This window comes from Pseudomonas moraviensis subsp. stanleyae (assembly GCF_036283065.1).
In the GTDB taxonomy this organism is placed as follows: domain Bacteria; phylum Pseudomonadota; class Gammaproteobacteria; order Pseudomonadales; family Pseudomonadaceae; genus Aquipseudomonas; species Aquipseudomonas stanleyae.
The window spans coordinates 192,728-209,310 of sequence record NZ_JAADJI010000005.1 but is presented as its reverse complement, the minus strand read 5'-3'; the positions used below and the strand labels follow the sequence as shown (position 1 = coordinate 209,310).

The window sequence follows — 16,583 nt, the reverse complement described above, 5'->3', positions numbered from 1 at the left end:
GTGATGCTTGTCATGTGGCGCACAACAGGCGAGCATGTGGCCCTCTGCCGTTAGTTCGTTGGGTCCATGAAAGCGATTGTTCCTGCCGCGTGGGTATTGCTGGGTTTGCTGATGATCGGTCAGGTACCGGGTGTCATGGCGGCCGCAGCCCAGGAAAAACCGGCAGCGACGAGCACGACGAACAAAGCCGTGAAAACCGCGGCTCCAGCAAAAAAAGCCCAGGCGAAAAAAAACGCCACGGTGAAGAAGCGCCGTCCGGTTGCCTCGAAATCGAAATCCGCCAGCGAAGTGGCGAAAACCAAATTGCCGCCGGCAAAACTCGATCTCAGCCTGCCCAAGGATATGGTTGAAGAATTGAAGCCCAAGGGCACCGTGGAACTGCCCAAACGCGAGGCAATCCTGCCGCAGATGTTCGGCGAGAAAGACAACGGCTTCCAGCTCAACGGCCGCTTGCTCAGCAACGAAATGCAGTTGCAACTGCGCAACGAAGCGCGACGCGATGTCGAAGGCGCGGCACTGGATTTCGAATTCAAACAATAGATCAGGCTATCTGGGATGCGCAGGGCAGACGCTTCGTCGGAGACTGCCCGGTCACTTTTACTTATCCTTGAAAACCCGCTTGCAGCAATTTGAAACAGCCGTTTTAGCGGTTACTCTGTTTCCCGTCTCTTTACACATCGCCCGTCGCGAGGATCTGTTCGTCATGAAATGCCGTGAAGGCTGTGGCGCTTGCTGCATTGCCCCCTCCATCAGTTCGCCGATCCCCGGCATGCCCGATGGCAAACCCGCCGGCGAACGTTGCGTGCAACTGTCGGTCGATAACCTGTGCAGCATTTTTGGCCGCCCGGAACGTCCGCCTGTTTGTTCGGGTTTCGCTGCGGATGTCGAGGTTTGCGGCAGCAGTTCGGCAGAAGCGATCAGATTGATCGGCTGGTGGGAGCAGATGACGGCGGCGTGATGTGTTCACCAACGGAACTTCAACAATAAGGAATAACACTATGGGTTCGCTGCATCGTATCGCTGTGTTGTGTGGTCTGACTGCCGTACTTGCCACTTCGGTCGCCCAGGCGGAAGACTGGAAAGTCGCCAAGAACGAAGACGGTATCAAGGTTTCCCTGAGTGAAATACCCGGCTCGGACTACAAGTCCTATCAGGGCGTCGCGCTGATGAAGACCACCATCGCCAAACTGCGCGCCTTGCAGGAAGACGTCTCCGGCGCCTGCGCCTGGATTCATGAGTGCAAGAGCCAGAAACTGCTCAAGCATGAAGGCGATCTGAGCTGGACCTATTCGCAATTCAATACGCCATGGCCGGTAACCCCGCGTGATTCAGTGTTGAAGATCACCACTGTTGAAGGCGCCGATGGCAGCCTGACCCGCAACCTCGAAGGTGTGCCGACTTATCTGCCGGAAGAAAAAGGCTTCGTGCGCGTGCAACAAGTCAAAGGCTTCTGGAAATTCGTGCCTAAAGGCGATCAGGTCGAAGTGACCTATCAAGTACACACCGAGCCAGGCGGCAGCGTGCCGGCGATGGTCGCCAACAAGTTCGTCGTCGATGCGCCATTCAATACCCTGAAAGCGCTGAAACAACGCGCCGAGAAATAACCCATTCGCTGTAAGCAAAACGCCCCGACCGGTTCGGGGCGTTTTGTTTTGTCTCTAAATTGTATTTCCAGATATGCGTTGCACGAAATTTTCACAAAGCCTTCAAGACAATTCGCCCGCACTTGTTGCCTGCTACAGCGCTGTCATCCCTTTGCATGAAAGTCTCGAAGGGCAGGCAGTAATCAATGGCAATGGTGTGAACGATCGTGCAACATTTGCGCACCGCGCACGCCCCGGGGTCTGGACTGACCAATAGAGGGCCTGGCGCCGCTGTATTTTTGCAACTTCAACTTCCAATGGGTCCTAAAACGACATGGCAAACCCGGACGCCCTGAATCAGCAGCGATCTTCTGCTCGCCTGCTGCAACCGACCGTCAAATCGCATCTGGCCTACACGCTGCTGTGCGCACTGGTCATGATGGTCATGTTTTCCGCGCTGCGCCTCGCGCTGCTGGTCTACAACCGCGAGATGATCCTCGACACCCCGGCCGCGACCTTCCTTGAAGCGTTCGCCAACGGTCTGCGTTTCGACCTGCGCCTGGTGGTGTACCTGTGCATTCCGCTGGTGCTGGCGCTGTTCAGTGCCCGGGCCATGGCTGCGCGCGGCTTCTTCCGACTGTGGCTGACCATCGCCTCAAGCATCGCGCTGTTCCTCGGCCTGATGGAGATGGACTTCTACCGCGAGTTTCACCAGCGCCTCAACGGTCTGGTGTTCCAGTACGTGAAGGAAGACCCGAAAACCGTGATGAGCATGCTCTGGTACGGTTTCCCGGTGGTGCGCTACCTGTTGGCGTGGGTGATCGGCACGGTGATCCTGACCCTGGCGTTCAAAGGCGCCGACCGTGCCACCCGCCCGCGCGGGCCGTTCAGCGGCGGCAGCGTCAGCTCCCGTCAGATCGCGCCGTGGTACACCCGTCTGGCGGTGTTTGTGGTCTGCCTGCTGATCTGCGTGGTTGCCGCCCGTGGCACCCTGCGTCAAGGCCCGCCAATGCGCTGGGGTGACGTGTACACCACTGATTCCAACTTCGCCAACCAGCTCGGTCTCAACGCCACGCTGTCGCTGATCGAGGCCGCCAAGTCGCGCATGGGCGAAGATCGCGACAATATCTGGAAAGCCACGCTGCCGCAGGAACAGGCGCAGAAAATCGTCCGTGACATGCTGCTCATGCCTGACGACAAACTGGTCGACGCCGATATTGCCGCCGTGCGCCGTGATTACACGCCGCCAGCCGACAAGACCCTGCCGATCAAGAACGTCGTCGTGATCCTCATGGAAAGCATGGCCGGTCACTCGGTTGGCGCCCTGGGTGCTCCGGGCAACATCACGCCTTACCTGGACAAGCTGTCCAAGGAAGGCCTGCTGTTCGACCGTTTCTTCTCCAACGGCACTCACACGCACCAGGGCATGTTTGCGACCATGGCCTGCTTCCCGAACCTGCCTGGCTTCGAATACCTGATGCAGACCCCGGAAGGCAGCCACAAGCTGTCCGGCCTGCCGCAGGTGCTCAGTGCCCGCGACTACGACGACGTGTACGTCTACAACGGCGATTTCGCCTGGGACAACCAGTCGGGCTTCTTCAGCAACCAGGGCATGACCAACTTCGTTGGCCGTAACGACTTCGTCAATCCGGTGTTCTCCGATCCGACCTGGGGCGTGTCCGACCAGGACATGTTCGATCGTGGCCTGCAGGAGCTCAAGGCGCGGGAAAACGGCAAGCCGTTCTACGCACTGCTGCAAACCCTGTCCAACCACACGCCGTACGCCTTGCCGACGCCGTTGCCGGTCGAGCGCGTGACTGACCGTGGCAGCCTCAACGAACACCTGACCGCCATGCGTTACTCCGACTGGGCGCTCGGCCAGTTCTTCGAGAAGGCGCGCAAAGAGAAGTACTTCAACGAAACCCTGTTCGTCATCGTCGGCGACCACGGCTTCGGCAACGAGCGCCAGATCACTGAAATGGACCTGGGTCGCTTCAACGTGCCGATGCTGATGATCGCTCCGGGCATTCAGCAAAAGTTCGGTGCCCGTGACCACACCGTGGGCACGCAGATCGACATCGTGCCGACCATCATGGGCCGTCTTGGTGGTGAAGTGCGTCACCAGTGCTGGGGTCGTGACCTGCTCAACCTGCCGCAGGGCGACACCGGTTTCGGTGTGATCAAGCCATCGGGCAGCGAGCAGACCACCGCCTTCGTCACCGCCGACCAGATTCTGGTGCTGCCGCGCGACAAGGACATGGGCCCGAAAATCTGGCAATACCAGCTCGGTGCCAATCCGCACGCCGAAGTTGTGCCGGATGCACCGCGTACTGCCGAACTCAAGCTCAAACTCGAGGCGTTCCTGCAAACCGCGACCAAGAGCCTGATCGACAATACCGCTGGTGTGATTCACGGCAAGCCGGATTGATGCCGGGTTAACAAAAAGTCCACGCAATAAAAAAGAGGCCCTTGAACAAGGGCCTCTTTTTTTACAGCTTCAAATCGTCATATCTTGCCGAGTAACAACAGCACCAGCAGCACGACCAACACCACGCCGATAATGCCCGACGGGCCATAACCCCAACTTCTGGAGTGCGGGAAGACCGGCAGACCACCGATCAGCAACAGGATCAGGATGATGATTAGAATTGTGCCCATGGGTGATTTCCTTGTTCAGAGTCTGGAAGAGTCTTGACGCTCAGTGGGCAGCTGGAGAGCAACTAAATTCCAGCCGGCTTACATGTTCCGACTTGCCCCTATGAAAAAAAATTCAATGTTTTTTTAATGTATTTGGATTGCTTGGTTATTTCCTTTCCAGCAAAAAGATCGCAGCCTCGTTGCACTCGTCAGCTCCTACATGAGACCAACCGGAAAACGATGACGGCTGGAATCTTTTGATCCTCCATTCAGCAACTGGATGGAGCGTGGGCGGACGCAGTTCCTTCGCTACACTCGGCGCATCTTTCCCGGAACAACAAGGCTGTCCGCTATGCAAAATCGCATGATGATCACTGGTGCAGGCTCAGGCCTGGGTCGCGAAATCGCGTTGCGCTGGGCCCGTGAAGGCTGGCGGCTGGCTTTGTCCGATGTCAGTGAGCCCGGCCTGCAGGAAACCCTGAAGCTGGTGCGCGAGGCGGGCGGTGACGGTTTCACCCAGCGCTGTGACGTGCGCGATTACAGCCAGCTCACCGCCTTCGCGCAGGCCTGTGAAGAGAAGCTCGGCGGCATCGACATCATCGTCAACAATGCCGGCGTCGCCTCGGGCGGATTCTTCAGCGAACTGTCGCTTGAGGATTGGGACTGGCAGATCGCGATCAACCTGATGGGCGTGGTCAAAGGCTGCAAGGCGTTCCTGCCGCTGCTGGAACAGAGCAAGGGCAAGATCATCAACATCGCTTCCATGGCCGCGCTGATGCAGGGCCCGGCGATGAGCAACTACAACGTGGCCAAGGCGGGTGTGGTGGCGTTGTCGGAAAGTCTGTTGATCGAACTGGCGCAGCAGGAAGTGGCAGTGCATGTGGTTTGCCCATCGTTCTTCCAGACCAACTTGCTCGATTCTTTCCGCGGCCCGACCCCGGCAATGAAAGCGCAGGTCGGCAAGTTGCTGGAAAGTTCGCCGATCAGCGCAGCCGACATCGCTGACTACATCTATCAGCAAGTTGCCGCCGGCGAATTCATGATTCTGCCCCACGAACAAGGGCGCATGGCCTGGGCGCTGAAACAGAAGAATCCGCAACTGCTGTACAACGAGATGACTTCAATGGCCGAGAAAATGCGCGCCAAGGCCAAACAAAACATCGCCTGATCTTGTTCGTTGCCCGCCGCGTCGTTAGGGTGGCCGCCATGGTCACCCTGTCGAGACGCCTCCATGCTCAATTACCTGTGGTTCTTCCTTGCGGCGCTGTTCGAAATCGCCGGCTGTTTTGCTTTCTACATGTGGCTGCGCCAGGGCAAGAGTGCGTTGTGGGTGATTCCCGCGTTGCTCAGCCTGACCGTGTTCGCGCTATTGCTGACCCGTGTTGAAGCGGCCTACGCCGGGCGCGCCTATGCCGCGTATGGCGGCATCTACATCGTTGCTTCGATCGGTTGGCTGGCGGTGGTCGAACGGGTGCGCCCGCTGGGCTCGGACTGGATCGGCATGGCGCTGTGCGTGGTCGGTGCGAGCATCATTCTGTTCGGGCCGCGCTTTTCCGCCGCCTGATGCTTTTGTGCGAAGCGTCTGACAGCTGCGGGCGTGGGTGACTGTAGGGCAAGACTGATTTGCTCGTCGTGCATTGTGAAGCCGCTGTAAGCCGCGCATCTTCAGGGTTTGCCAGTCCTGAAGGATGAATCCCATGCTTGTACTCAGCCGTGTGGTCGGTGAGTTGATTTCAATCGGAGACGACATCACCCTGCGTGTTCTGTCGGTAAACGGCTCCAGCGTGCGCTTCGGCGTCGAGGCGCCGAAAAAAGTCCATGTGCACCGCGCCGAGGTCTATGACCGGATCAAGCGCAAGGAGGCCGCAGCGAAGGCTGGCTGACGGTTTCAGTCGAACAGATGCTTGGGCACGTCGTGCTTGAGCATCAACTGGCACTGTTCGCTTTCCGGGTCGAACACGATCAATGCCTGGCCTTTGGTCAATGCCTGGCGCACGCGCAGGACGCGGGTTTCCAGCGGGGTGTCATCGCCGTTGTCGGTACCGTCGCGGGTGACGAAATCCTCGATCAGGCGGGTGAGGGTGTCGACTTCAAGCGCGTCGTGGGGAATGAGCATGGGCACCTCGGTCAAATCGATGTCGGGATGCTACGGGGATTGGGTTTCGTCTGCCAGTTCTGTATCGGTCTTGCCGGCCCATTCGCGAGCAGGCTCGCTCCCACATTGGAATGCGATCCCCTGTGGGAGCGAGCCTGCTCGCGAAGGCGGTTATCGGTTCACCGAAGGCTCAACTGTCAGAACGTTGCCCCACCAGACTGTCCACCGGCGGCACCCGGGTCTCGCTTTCCATCTGCGTGTCATGCTCGATCTGATGGCTGAAGCGATCCAGTGAGGCATTGGCCGGCGCCGCATCGCTGGCGAACACCGGCGGGCTCAGAATGTACGCGCCAAGCAAGCGGCTGAGCGCCGCGAGGCTATCGATGTGCGTGCGTTCGTAACCGTGTGTGGCATCGCAGCCGAAGGCGAGCAGGGCGGTGCGGATGTCGTGGCCGGCGGTGACCGCCGAGTGCGCATCGCTGAAGTAATAGCGGAACATGTCGCGGCGCACCGGCAATTCGTGTTCGCCAGCCAAGCGCAGCAGATGCCGCGACAGATGATAGTCATACGGTCCGCCGGAATCCTGCATCGCCACGCTCACCGCGTGCTCGCTGGAGTGCTGGCCCGGCGCGACTGGCGCAATGTCGATGCCGACGAATTCACTGACGTCCCACGGCAGTGCCGCCGCCGCACCGCTGCCGGTTTCCTCGGTGATGGTGAACAGCGGATGGCAATCGATGTTCAGTTCCTGGCCGCTGTCGACAATCGCTTTGAGTGCGGCGAGCAGCGCGGCAACGCCGGCCTTGTCGTCGAGGTGGCGCGCGCTGATATGACCGCTTTCGGTGAACTCCGGCAGCGGATCGAAGGCCACGACGTCGCCGACATGAATGCCCAGCGATTCACAATCGGCCTTGGTCGCGCAGTAGGCGTCGAGGCGCAGTTCGACGTGGTCCCAACTGATCGGCATTTCATCGACCTGGGTGTTGAACGCATGCCCGGAGGCCATCAGCGGCAATACGCTGCCGCGAATCACTCCGGTGTCGGTAAACAGGCTGACCCGGCTGCCCTCGGCAAAGCGGCTCGACCAGCAGCCGACCGGGGCGAGGGTCAGGCGACCGTTGTCTTTCACCGCACGGACGGCGGCACCGATGGTGTCCAGGTGCGCCGACACCGCGCGGTCAGGGCTGCTCTTTTTGCCTTTCAACGTCGCGCGAATGGTGCCGCGCCGGGTCATTTCGAACGGAATGCCCAGCTCTTCGAGACGTTCGGCGACGTAGCGCACGATAGTGTCGGTAAAACCGGTAGGGCTGGGAATCGCGAGCATTTCCAGCAGGACTTTTTGCAGGTAAGCCAGATCCGGTTCCGGGATTTGGGTGGTCATGGTCATGGAAACTCCTGATGGGTTGAGCACACCGATGGTTTCGATGAGAGAAGGATTTGTGGCGCCTGATCGGTCCTCATCGCTGGCAAGCCAGCTCCCACAGTGTTGTGTATACCGCGGGAACTGTGGGAGCTGGCTTGCCAGCGATGGCGTCAGTGCAGCCGCCGGGTAATCAAGAGATCGCCGGCTGACTATGCGGAAACAACAGATCGACAAAGCGTTCCGCCGTCGGCTGCGGTTCATGGTTGGCGAGGCCGGCGCGTTCGTTGGCTTCGATGAACACGTACTCGGGCTGATCCGCTGCCGGCACCATCAGATCGAGGCCAACCATCGGAATATCCAGTGCCCGCGCCGCCCGCACTGCCGCATCGACCAGCGTCGGGTGAAGAATGTCGGTCACGTCTTCCAGCGTCCCGCCGGTGTGCAGGTTGGCCGTGCGCCGCACGAACAGATGCTCGCCGGCCGGCAGAATGCTGCTGTAGTCATAACCGGCGGCATGCAAAGTGCGTTGGGTTTCGTGGTCCAGCGGGATCTTGCTCTCGCCGCTGGTGGCCGCTTGCCGACGGCGGCTTTGCGCTTCGATCAGCGCACCGATCGAATGCTGACCGTCGCCGACCACTTCGGCGGGCTTGCGAATCGCCGCCGCGACCACTTCAAAACCGATCACCACAATGCGCAGATCAAGGCCTTCGTGGAAGCTTTCCAGCAGCACGCGACTGTCGAACTGCCTGGCGGTTTCGATGGCCTGCTGCACTTCCTCGATGGTGCGCAAGTCCACAGCAACGCCCTGGCCCTGTTCACCGTCGAGAGGTTTGACCACCACGCGCTGATGCTCGTCGAGAAAGGCCAGATTATCGTCGGCATTGCCCGCCAGTTGCTGCGCCGGCAGCTTCAGACCAGCGGCTTTCAGCACCTTGTGAGTCAGGCTTTTGTCCTGGCACAGGGTCATGCTGATCGCGCTGGTCAGATCACTCAGCGACTCGCGGCAGCGCACGCGGCGACCGCCATGGCTGAGGGTAAACAGCCCGGCGTCAGCGTCATCCACTTGCACGTCGATACCGCGTCGATGCGCTTCTTCAACGATGATCCGTGCATAAGGATTGAAGTTCGCCTCCGGCCCCGGACCGAGAAACAGCGGCTGATTGATGCCGTTCTTGCGCTTGATGGCGAAGGTCGGCAGGTTGCGGAAGCCCAGTTTGGCGTAGAGGTTTTTCGCCTGACGGTTGTCGTGCAATACCGACAGGTCGAGATACGCCAGGCCGCGACTCATGAAGTGCTCGACCAGGTGCCGCACCAGCACTTCACCGACGCCCGGACGCGAGCAATGTGGATCGACCGCCAGGCACCACAGGCTGCTGCCGTGTTCCGGGTCGTTGAAGGCGTTCTGATGATTGAGGCCCATGACACTGCCGATCACCGCGCCGCTGTCCTCGTCTTCCGCCAGCCAGTACACAGGGCCGCCCTGATGATGCGGGGTCAGCAGCTCCGGATCGATCGGCAACATGCCGCGCGCCTGATACAAGCGGTTGATGCCCTGCCAGTCGGTTTCGCTCTGCGCACGACGGATGCGGAAGCCGCGAAACACCCGTGTCGCCTGACGGTAATCGCTGAACCACAGGCGCAGGGTGTCGGATGGATCGAGGAACAGCTGCGTCGGCTCGAGGCCGAGAATCTGCTGCGGTGCGGCGACGTACAGGGCGATGTCGCGCTCGCCGGGCTGCTCGTTGAGCAGTTCCTGCGCCAGTGACGCCGGGTCGGGAAAGGTGTGACCGATCAGCAGCCTGCCCCAACCGCAATGCACGGCAATCGGGGCGGTGGCAGGTTCGCTGCCGTCTTCGGCCAGGCGCGCCTGCAAACGTTCATACGAGGGGGCCTGACCACGCAACAGACGTTGGTTGATGGACGTGGCATGGGGTTTCATCAATCAGATTCCTTGTTCACTGAGCCACAGGTTCAGGGCCGCCAGTTGCCACAGTTTCGAACCGCGCAACGGGGTCAGCTGGCCTTGCGGATCAGTCAAAAGCTTGTCGAGCATGGACGGGTTGAACAGGCCGCGATCCTGGCTTGGATCGAGCAGCAGCTCGCGCACCCAATCGAGCGTGTCGCCCTGCAAATGCTTGAGGCCCGGCACCGGGAAATAGCCTTTCTTGCGGTCGATCACTTCGCTGGGAATGACCCGACGCGCGGCTTCCTTGAGCACTTGTTTACCGCCATCCGGCAGCTTGAATTTGCCGGGCACGCGGGCCGAGAGTTCGACCAGTCGATAGTCGAGGAACGGCGTACGCGCTTCCAGGCCCCAGGCCATGGTCATGTTGTCGACACGTTTGACCGGGTCATCGACCAGCATCACCGTGCTGTCCAGACGCAAGGCTTTGTCCACCGCGGCATCAGCGCCAGGCTGGGCAAAATGCTCTTTGACGAAGTCGCCTGCTGCGTCGTGATCGACCAGCCATTTCGGCTGCACGGTTGCGGCATAGTCGTCATAGCTGCGGTCGAAAAACGCATCGCGGTAAGCCGCGTAAGGATCGGCCGCGCCGTCGACTTGCGGGTACCAGTGGTAACCGGCGAACAACTCGTCGGCACCCTGGCCGCTCTGCACTACTTTGCAGTGCTTGGCCACTTCCCGGGATAACAAATAGAAGGCAATGCAGTCGTGGCTGACCATCGGCTCGCTCATCGCGCGGAACGCGGCGGGCAGTTGCTCGATGATTTCTTTCTCGTCGATGCGCAATTGGTGGTGGCGGGTGCCGTAGTGCTTGGCGATCAGGTCCGAGTACTGGAATTCGTCGCCGCGCTCGCCGCCGGCATCCTGGAAACCGATGGAGAAGGTCGACAGATTCTCTACGCCGACTTCGCGCAACAGGCCGACGAGCATGCTCGAATCGACACCGCCCGAGAGCAGCACGCCGACGTCCACTGCCGCACGCTGACGAATCGCCACCGCTTCGCGGGTGCTGTCGAGGACGCGATCGACCCAGTCTTCAAGGTTGAGATTTTTCTCGTCTTCGCGTGGACCGTAAGGCAGCGTCCACCAGGTTTTCTGTTCGGTGCGGCCATCGGCTTCAACGCGCATCCAGCTGGCTGGCGGCAGTTTTTCAATGCCGGCCAGCAACGTGCGCGGCGCCGGAACCACTGCGTGGAAATTCAAATAATGGTTAAGCGCCACCGGATCGAGAATCGGGTTGATATCGCCGCCCTTGAGCAGCGCCGGCAGTGCCGAGGCGAAGCGCAAGCGCTGGCCAGTGCGCGACAGGTACAACGGCTTCACGCCGAGACGGTCACGGGCGATGAACAGACGCTTGGCGTCGCGCTCCCAGATGGCAAAGGCGAACATGCCGTTGAGTTTCGGCAGCAGCGCCTCGCCCCAGGCGTGATAACCCTTGAGCAGCACTTCCGTGTCGCCGCCGGAATAGAAGGCATAACCCAACGCTTCAAGCTCTGCACGCAATTCCGGGAAGTTGTAGATCGCACCGTTGAAGGCCAGGGACAGACCCAGTTGGCTGTCGATCATCGGCTGCGCCGAGCCGTCCGACAGGTCCATGATTTTCAGGCGCCGATGGCCCAGGGCAATCGGCCCTTGGGCATGGAAGCCCCACGCGTCAGGGCCGCGAGGGGCCAGGTGATGGGTGATTCTCTCGATCGCTGCAAGGTCTGCAGGTTGTTGATCAAAACGTAACTCGCCAGCTAATCCGCACATAAAGTCCTTACCGGTTTTTCCGTTGGGGAAGGTCAAGCCGTACCGCACGGAAAGTGCGGGTACTCAGAAACTGACCTGTCTCGGTATGTGGAGTTTTAGATCGATAAGTTATAAGTCAGCCGCGCTGCCTCCTGTCGTCACGCTATCAGCGCGGATCGAGCGGCGGATTTGCCTGTGTGTCGTTGCGCTTTTTGTGCATAAGCCCCCGATGGGCGTCGAAGTTTCGCGCGAGTGGTGCAGGGCTATTTTTTCCATACAAAAACGCGTTTGATCTGCGTGGATTTTGCTCAGGAATTTGAACTGTTATTGGCTGGCCGGCAGCGCTAGGGTCGGCGTTCAAACTCGCAATAAAGGACTATTGCCATGCCCAGCCAAGACAAGACCAATCCGCAGACTCAGGCCTCGGTCCTGAGCACCTTGTACGACGCTACCGGTGATCTCGATACCGCTGAAAGCCTGGAAAAAAGCTTGCCGGCGTATCTGCTCACGGCTTCTGCGGCCACGCTGAACAAGCTGGACGAAATCAATCGTGAATTGCACACCCTGCAAGTCAGAGTCGACAAGTATCTGACCCGGCTCAAACCCTTGCACGGCTTCTGCATCAGCGAACTCAACGCCGCGCTGAACGAAAAATGGCCAGCGTCCTATGACGTGGGCGAGGATGTGCTCAGTCTGCCGGGCGTCGATTGCGGCTGCGATGGGAAGGCGACGGATCAGGCCGATATCGACTTGGTCAAACATGCGACGCAAACCCTGTTGCAAGCGGCCATGCAGAATTTCACCGAAGACGAGGAGCAGGCCGACGGTTTCCCCGCCGGCAGTCTGGTGCGCGTCAAAAGTGTGCCCGCTGGCGTGAAAGATCTGACGCCGGCAGCGTTCGCAGCGTTTTGCCGCAAGCTGGATCTGGGCAAGAAATACCAGGAGCATCTGCAGCAGGTGTTCGGTCTGCGTGATGACAGCGGCAAAGTCGTGGCCACCAGTGCCATGACCCGTGATATCGCCGCATTGAAGCAATCGCTGCTGGAGCTGGACGCTCATCTTGCGGAGCTCAAGGGCGATATCACCGCGGCAGGTTTGCGCATGCTGCAGGATCTGATGCTGGCCGAGGGCGTCGCTTCGGCGCAAAACCTGCGCTACGGCAAAGACCCGATGATCATGCAGGGCATCAGAATCCTCGACAGCTGCGTTTGGGGCGTCGTCGTATTTTCCAAACGCTCCGTGGAACAACACCCTGAGGATGGATGCATGGTGTATATGCCCGGCGAGCCCGAGCGTGCTGTGTATGAGTACCCGAGTTTCAACGCGTTCAAGCGCTACCTCGCGCAACAACTCAAAAGCACGGAATATCAGGGGTATTTCGCCGGCAGCCTGGATGAAGATGACAAGGCGGACTTCTTCAAGGCATTGGCTGAAAAACCCGATCTGGGCGTCGTCGAACAATGGCCGATCAATGTGGCGCTTTTCGATTTCATGGTGCAAAGCCATGTCGGCAAGTTGCAGATCGACGCGCGCAAGCTGGCGGTGCCAACCGCTGATATCGATGAAGAGATGCGACACAAACGTCTGTTGGATTTCATTCAGCGCGGGGTGACCGTGGCGTCGGTGGCGGGGCTGTTCGTGCCGGTCCTGGGGCAATTGATGATGGGCGTCGCGGTCGGGCAATTGCTCGGTGAAGTGTATGACGGGGTCGAGGACTGGCGCCGCGGTGATCATCAGGAGGCGCTGTCACATCTGCTCAGTGTGGTCGAGAACATCGCATTGATGGGCGTTTTTGCCGGCGGTCAGAAGGCGCTGGGAACACTGGGCAAAAAACTGCTGCGCGCGCATCCGGAGTTCTTCGCGCAGTTCACCGCGATTCTCGGTCGGGCCGGCAAACCACGCCTGTGGAAGCCTGATTTGAGCCCGTATGAGCATGCTCTGCCGGCCGGATTCACCATCGATGCCGGCTCGAAGGAGTTCTACCAGATTGGCAACAAGACCATCGGCCGCCTCGAGCACCGCCTGTTGGCTGGCAACTTTGATATCGACACCCGGCACTGGCGCCTGGAACACCCTGCACGGGCACAAGCCTATGCTCCGGAACTGATCCGCCACGTCGAGGGCGGCTGGCGGTTACCCGCTGAAGAGTCCGAAGAATGGGGCAGCAGCGCCTACACGCTCAAGCGCATCGATCCGCAGTTGAGCGAGTTTGCCGACAGCGATCTGGACATCCTTCGCCGGCTGAGCAACACCTCGCAGCAGACCTTGCTGGAGACCTTCAACGACAATCTGAGCCTGCCGGTACGCCTGCGCGATACCGTCGAGCGTGTGCGCATCGGGCGCCAGCTGCGTGAGTTGACCACGGAACTGGAAAACGGCGACGTCCACTCCGAGCAACCTCTGGAAGAACAGATGCATGCTTTGGCGCAACTGCCGGGCTGGCCGACTGACCGATACATTGAGGTCATCGGTCATGAAGGAGATGTCGAGACCACTTATCCAGCAAACAGCACGCTCGACGAAACCCTGGGAGTGCCGGTCACCCAAGGCCAGTTGGCACTTGGGCGCTTGCTGCAAACCGTCATCGATGGCCTCTACGAGGATGAAGTCGATGCCTTGCTCGGCGGCAAAGTCGCGAAAACCACGCAAGCACCTGCGCTGGCGAAAAAACTGGGTGCTGCGCTCAGGTCGGATTATCGCGCGGCCTTCGAGCGGATGTACAAGCGCTATGACCACAGTGACGCGCAGGATCTGGGCAAATTGCGCCAGGTCTTCGCCGACGTTCCGGCGCGCCATGGTCAAAGGCTGATCGACCGCGCTTCGAGTGTCGAGCGCCTGCACTTGCGCTCGACCGGGAGCGCGCCCTTGCGGCTGGGGCAGCGGACGCGGGCCGGTGTTGCCGAGGTGCGGCTTGACCGGGCGCTGAGCGGGTTGCACTGCTCGTGGCTGGCCAATGCCGACACCGACAGGCTGGTCATGAAATTACTGCCGCGCCTGAGCGGCTGGAACGCGCAGCTTCGTCTGCAAATACGCGACAAGGCCTTGACCGGACCGATACTCGAAGACATCGGCGATGCGTCGGCGACCTCGGAAAATACCGGCTATCTGGTGAAATCCACGCAGGGCTACGAGGCGTTTGGCGGCGACAAAAAATCCTTGGGCAAGGTGGCATCCGGCCCCGACGCTTTATACGTGTCCATCCTCAAGGCATTGCCGCAACGTCAGCGCACAGCACTGGGGTTTGCCGATACTGGCCAGGTCAGTACGCAACAGTTACGCAAAAAGCTGCTCAATATTGCACTCGACGAACGCGAGGTCACTGCGCGGACATTGCTCGGCGGCAGCACTGAACCACTGGCTGTCGAGCCGGCCTGTGTGCAAGGTGATCAGGTCCCCGTGGCAGGCCATTCAAGCAAGCTTTTGCGCAAAGCCCGCAGGCTTTATCCGCGTCTGAGCGAGCCGCAGCTCAGTCAATTGCTCGATGAACTGGGCGATGATCCCTTGAGCCGTGCGACCCGGGTCAAAGCCCTGCGTCAGGATCTGCAGACCCTGCGTGACGTCCTGTTTGTGTGGAGCGAAGATGCCGCGGCCCTGAAAGCCATGGGTGGCGAACTGGCAGAAGCGCGGCACAGTCGGAAAATCGCCGCCGAGTTGATCGAAGAAGGATTTCGACGCTTTCATTGGGCCACGAACGAAGAGGGAAAAAGCCTCTGTACCCTCAACCTTGACGGCATGCGCATCGGTAAGGTGCCGACTTTGCCGCCGGCGGTGAGCTTCGACCATGTAGAGCAATTGTCGATGCGGAACATGGCGCTGGGTGATGATGTTGCGTACTTCCTCAAGTCTTTCAAACAGCTCGATTCGCTGGAACTGGGCAGCAACGCGATCACCCGGCTGCCTGAAATGTTGTCGCACATGCCGCGTCTGCAACGGCTGAGCCTGGCAAACAATCAGCTCAAGCTCACTGAGCAGACCCTGGCGAAGCTGAACAGCCTGAGCACCCTGCGCTACCTGAATCTGGACAAGAATCCGTTGGGTGCCACCCCTGATTTCAGCCGAATGTCGCAACTGCGTCGCTTGACGCTGAACGATACCGGCATCACCGAACTGCCAGAAGGCCTTGAACATTCTGCCCACATTGAACTGATGGATCTGAGCGCCAACAAAATCACAGAGCTGCCGGACTGGTTGTTCCAGAAATCACGACATTTCACAGGCGCACTCAAGCTGGGACTGAATCCCTTTTCCGAAACGACCAAAACGCATCTGGAAAACTATCGCGATAATTTCGGCATCGGTATGGACTACGTCCCGAATGACATCGCCCGGATGAACGAGCAACAGGCGCGCTCGCTCTGGTTGACCAAGGCCAGTGGCGAAGAGTGGGCAGAGCAGTTGCGCATCTGGGCGGCATTGCGCAGCGATCGGACGGCCGATGGGTTGTTCACTTTGTTGGCGCAACTGGGCGATACCGCAGACGGGAAAAAGGGCAGCGCTGACATGCAGCGACGCGTCTGGGCGGTGTTGAAGGCGGCGGAAGCTGACGAGCCGCTGGGTCGTCAACTGCTCGACATTGCGGCCGATCCGCTTCATTGCTCCGATCACGCGGCGCTTGTTTTCAGTCGCCTTGAAGTCGCAGTAGAAGTCGAGCGGGTGACCAGCGCGGCAAGCGGCCGCAAGGTCACTGGCAAGGCTCTGCTGGAACTGGGCCGCAGTCTGTTCAGGCTGGACAAGCTGGAAGAAATTGCCCTGGAGCATTCGCGCCGGGCGCCGAAGGTCGATGCACTGGAAATGAATCTTGCTTATCGCATCGGTCTGACCGATGAGCTGGGGCTGCGCGGTCAACCGGAAAATATGCTGTTCGATGCCCAGAGTGGCGTGACGGCCGCTGATCTTGAGGTCGCCAGGAATCGCGTCATGACTGCCGAACTTTCCCCGCAATGGCTGCAATACATGCAGGAGCGAACTTTCTGGCGCGACTATCTGCAGCGCACGTTTACACGAAAATTTGCGGCAATCGATGCAGTCTACGCACCACGGATGACCGCTCTGGATGAGAAGAGTGAAAGCCTGTCATCTGCCGACTACGCAAGCCAGGGTGCGGCCCTCCGGGTCGAAAAGGAACAGGCTGAAGAGGTTCTGTACAAGAGTCTGACGGAAGACGCGTTACGCTTGGCGGATCTGGGCATCTGTGCGATGCCGGAGGCATGA

At 59.7% G+C, this 16,583-nt stretch carries 13 protein-coding genes; 8 read left to right on the top strand and 5 right to left on the bottom strand.

Features of this window, described 5'->3' with window-relative positions:
- The first annotated feature begins 66 nt into the window (after window positions 1-66).
- From GXB78_RS10685 to GXB78_RS10670, 4 genes are all read left to right on the top strand, one after another.
- On the top strand, window positions 67-540 hold the full coding sequence (locus GXB78_RS10685; protein ID WP_329515361.1) for a translation initiation factor 2: 474 nt from the start codon (window positions 67-69) through the stop codon (window positions 538-540).
- Window positions 541-703: 163 nt separating this feature from the next.
- Entirely contained in the window at window positions 704-958 is a 255-nt protein-coding gene (locus GXB78_RS10680; RefSeq protein ID WP_329515499.1) for a YkgJ family cysteine cluster protein, read from the top strand.
- A gap of 40 nt (window positions 959-998) precedes the next feature.
- Window positions 999-1,604, top strand: a complete 606-nt coding sequence (locus GXB78_RS10675; RefSeq protein WP_329515360.1) for an START domain-containing protein — start codon at window positions 999-1,001, stop codon at window positions 1,602-1,604.
- Window positions 1,605-1,917: 313 nt separating this feature from the next.
- Window positions 1,918-4,011: an LTA synthase family protein gene (locus tag GXB78_RS10670; RefSeq protein WP_329515359.1), complete on the top strand. Its 2,094-nt coding sequence runs from the start codon at window positions 1,918-1,920 to the stop codon at window positions 4,009-4,011.
- Window positions 4,012-4,088: 77 nt separating this feature from the next.
- Here GXB78_RS10670 and GXB78_RS10665 read toward each other — a convergent pair whose 3' ends face one another.
- Window positions 4,089-4,241, bottom strand: coding sequence for a DUF3309 family protein (locus GXB78_RS10665; protein WP_003183939.1), 153 nt, complete (start codon window positions 4,239-4,241; stop codon window positions 4,089-4,091).
- Between the two features lie 331 nt (window positions 4,242-4,572).
- Between GXB78_RS10665 and GXB78_RS10660 the strand changes: the two genes are divergently transcribed.
- The 3 genes from GXB78_RS10660 to csrA all read left to right on the top strand — a co-directional run bounded on the left by GXB78_RS10660 (window position 4,573) and on the right by csrA (window position 6,103).
- Window positions 4,573-5,388, top strand: coding sequence for an SDR family oxidoreductase (locus GXB78_RS10660; protein WP_329515358.1), 816 nt, complete (start codon window positions 4,573-4,575; stop codon window positions 5,386-5,388).
- Between the two features lie 63 nt (window positions 5,389-5,451).
- Window positions 5,452-5,784 (top strand): YnfA family protein, encoded by a 333-nt coding sequence (locus tag GXB78_RS10655; RefSeq protein ID WP_329515357.1) that lies wholly within the window; start codon window positions 5,452-5,454, stop codon window positions 5,782-5,784.
- 133 nt (window positions 5,785-5,917) lie between these two features.
- The gene (gene csrA / locus GXB78_RS10650; protein ID WP_024013891.1) at window positions 5,918-6,103 is read left to right on the top strand and encodes a carbon storage regulator CsrA; all 186 of its coding nucleotides are present in this window, start codon (window positions 5,918-5,920) and stop codon (window positions 6,101-6,103) included.
- Between the two features lie 5 nt (window positions 6,104-6,108).
- On the opposite strand, the gene GXB78_RS10645 is transcribed toward csrA, so the two are convergent.
- The 4 genes from GXB78_RS10645 to GXB78_RS10630 all read right to left on the bottom strand — a co-directional run bounded on the left by GXB78_RS10645 (window position 6,109) and on the right by GXB78_RS10630 (window position 11,393).
- On the bottom strand, window positions 6,109-6,336 hold the full coding sequence (locus tag GXB78_RS10645) for a YheU family protein (RefSeq protein WP_003172962.1): 228 nt from the start codon (window positions 6,334-6,336) through the stop codon (window positions 6,109-6,111).
- A 169-nt stretch (window positions 6,337-6,505) separates the two neighbouring features.
- Entirely contained in the window at window positions 6,506-7,696 is a 1,191-nt protein-coding gene (locus GXB78_RS10640) for an osmoprotectant NAGGN system M42 family peptidase (protein WP_329515498.1), read from the bottom strand.
- 172 nt (window positions 7,697-7,868) lie between these two features.
- Window positions 7,869-9,617, bottom strand: a complete 1,749-nt coding sequence (ngg, locus tag GXB78_RS10635) for an N-acetylglutaminylglutamine synthetase (RefSeq protein WP_329515356.1) — start codon at window positions 9,615-9,617, stop codon at window positions 7,869-7,871.
- 3 nt (window positions 9,618-9,620) lie between these two features.
- On the bottom strand, window positions 9,621-11,393 hold the full coding sequence (locus GXB78_RS10630; RefSeq protein ID WP_329515355.1) for an N-acetylglutaminylglutamine amidotransferase: 1,773 nt from the start codon (window positions 11,391-11,393) through the stop codon (window positions 9,621-9,623).
- A 363-nt stretch (window positions 11,394-11,756) separates the two neighbouring features.
- On the opposite strand from GXB78_RS10630, the gene GXB78_RS10625 reads away from it, so the two are divergent.
- Window positions 11,757-16,583 carry an NEL-type E3 ubiquitin ligase domain-containing protein gene (locus tag GXB78_RS10625; RefSeq protein WP_329515354.1) on the top strand — a complete coding sequence of 1,609 codons (4,827 nt, stop codon included), beginning with the start codon at window positions 11,757-11,759 and terminating at the stop codon, window positions 16,581-16,583.

Bases quoted from the DNA above. Each gene is read 5' to 3' on its own strand.
- GXB78_RS10670 (WP_329515359.1), top strand. From the start codon at position 1,918: ATGGCAAACCCGGACGCCCTGAATCAGCAGCGATCTTCTGCTCGCCTG.
- GXB78_RS10675 (WP_329515360.1), top strand. From the start codon at position 999: ATGGGTTCGCTGCATCGTATCGCTGTGTTGTGTGGTCTGACTGCCGTA.
- GXB78_RS10665 (WP_003183939.1), bottom strand. From the start codon at position 4,241: ATGGGCACAATTCTAATCATCATCCTGATCCTGTTGCTGATCGGTGGT.
- GXB78_RS10645 (WP_003172962.1), bottom strand. From the start codon at position 6,336: ATGCTCATTCCCCACGACGCGCTTGAAGTCGACACCCTCACCCGCCTG.
- GXB78_RS10685 (WP_329515361.1), top strand. From the start codon at position 67: ATGAAAGCGATTGTTCCTGCCGCGTGGGTATTGCTGGGTTTGCTGATG.
- GXB78_RS10625 (WP_329515354.1), top strand. From the start codon at position 11,757: ATGCCCAGCCAAGACAAGACCAATCCGCAGACTCAGGCCTCGGTCCTG.
- GXB78_RS10660 (WP_329515358.1), top strand. From the start codon at position 4,573: ATGCAAAATCGCATGATGATCACTGGTGCAGGCTCAGGCCTGGGTCGC.
- csrA (WP_024013891.1), top strand. From the start codon at position 5,918: ATGCTTGTACTCAGCCGTGTGGTCGGTGAGTTGATTTCAATCGGAGAC.
- GXB78_RS10640 (WP_329515498.1), bottom strand. From the start codon at position 7,696: ATGACCACCCAAATCCCGGAACCGGATCTGGCTTACCTGCAAAAAGTC.
- GXB78_RS10680 (WP_329515499.1), top strand. From the start codon at position 704: ATGAAATGCCGTGAAGGCTGTGGCGCTTGCTGCATTGCCCCCTCCATC.
- ngg (WP_329515356.1), bottom strand. From the start codon at position 9,617: ATGAAACCCCATGCCACGTCCATCAACCAACGTCTGTTGCGTGGTCAG.
- GXB78_RS10655 (WP_329515357.1), top strand. From the start codon at position 5,452: ATGCTCAATTACCTGTGGTTCTTCCTTGCGGCGCTGTTCGAAATCGCC.
- GXB78_RS10630 (WP_329515355.1), bottom strand. From the start codon at position 11,393: ATGTGCGGATTAGCTGGCGAGTTACGTTTTGATCAACAACCTGCAGAC.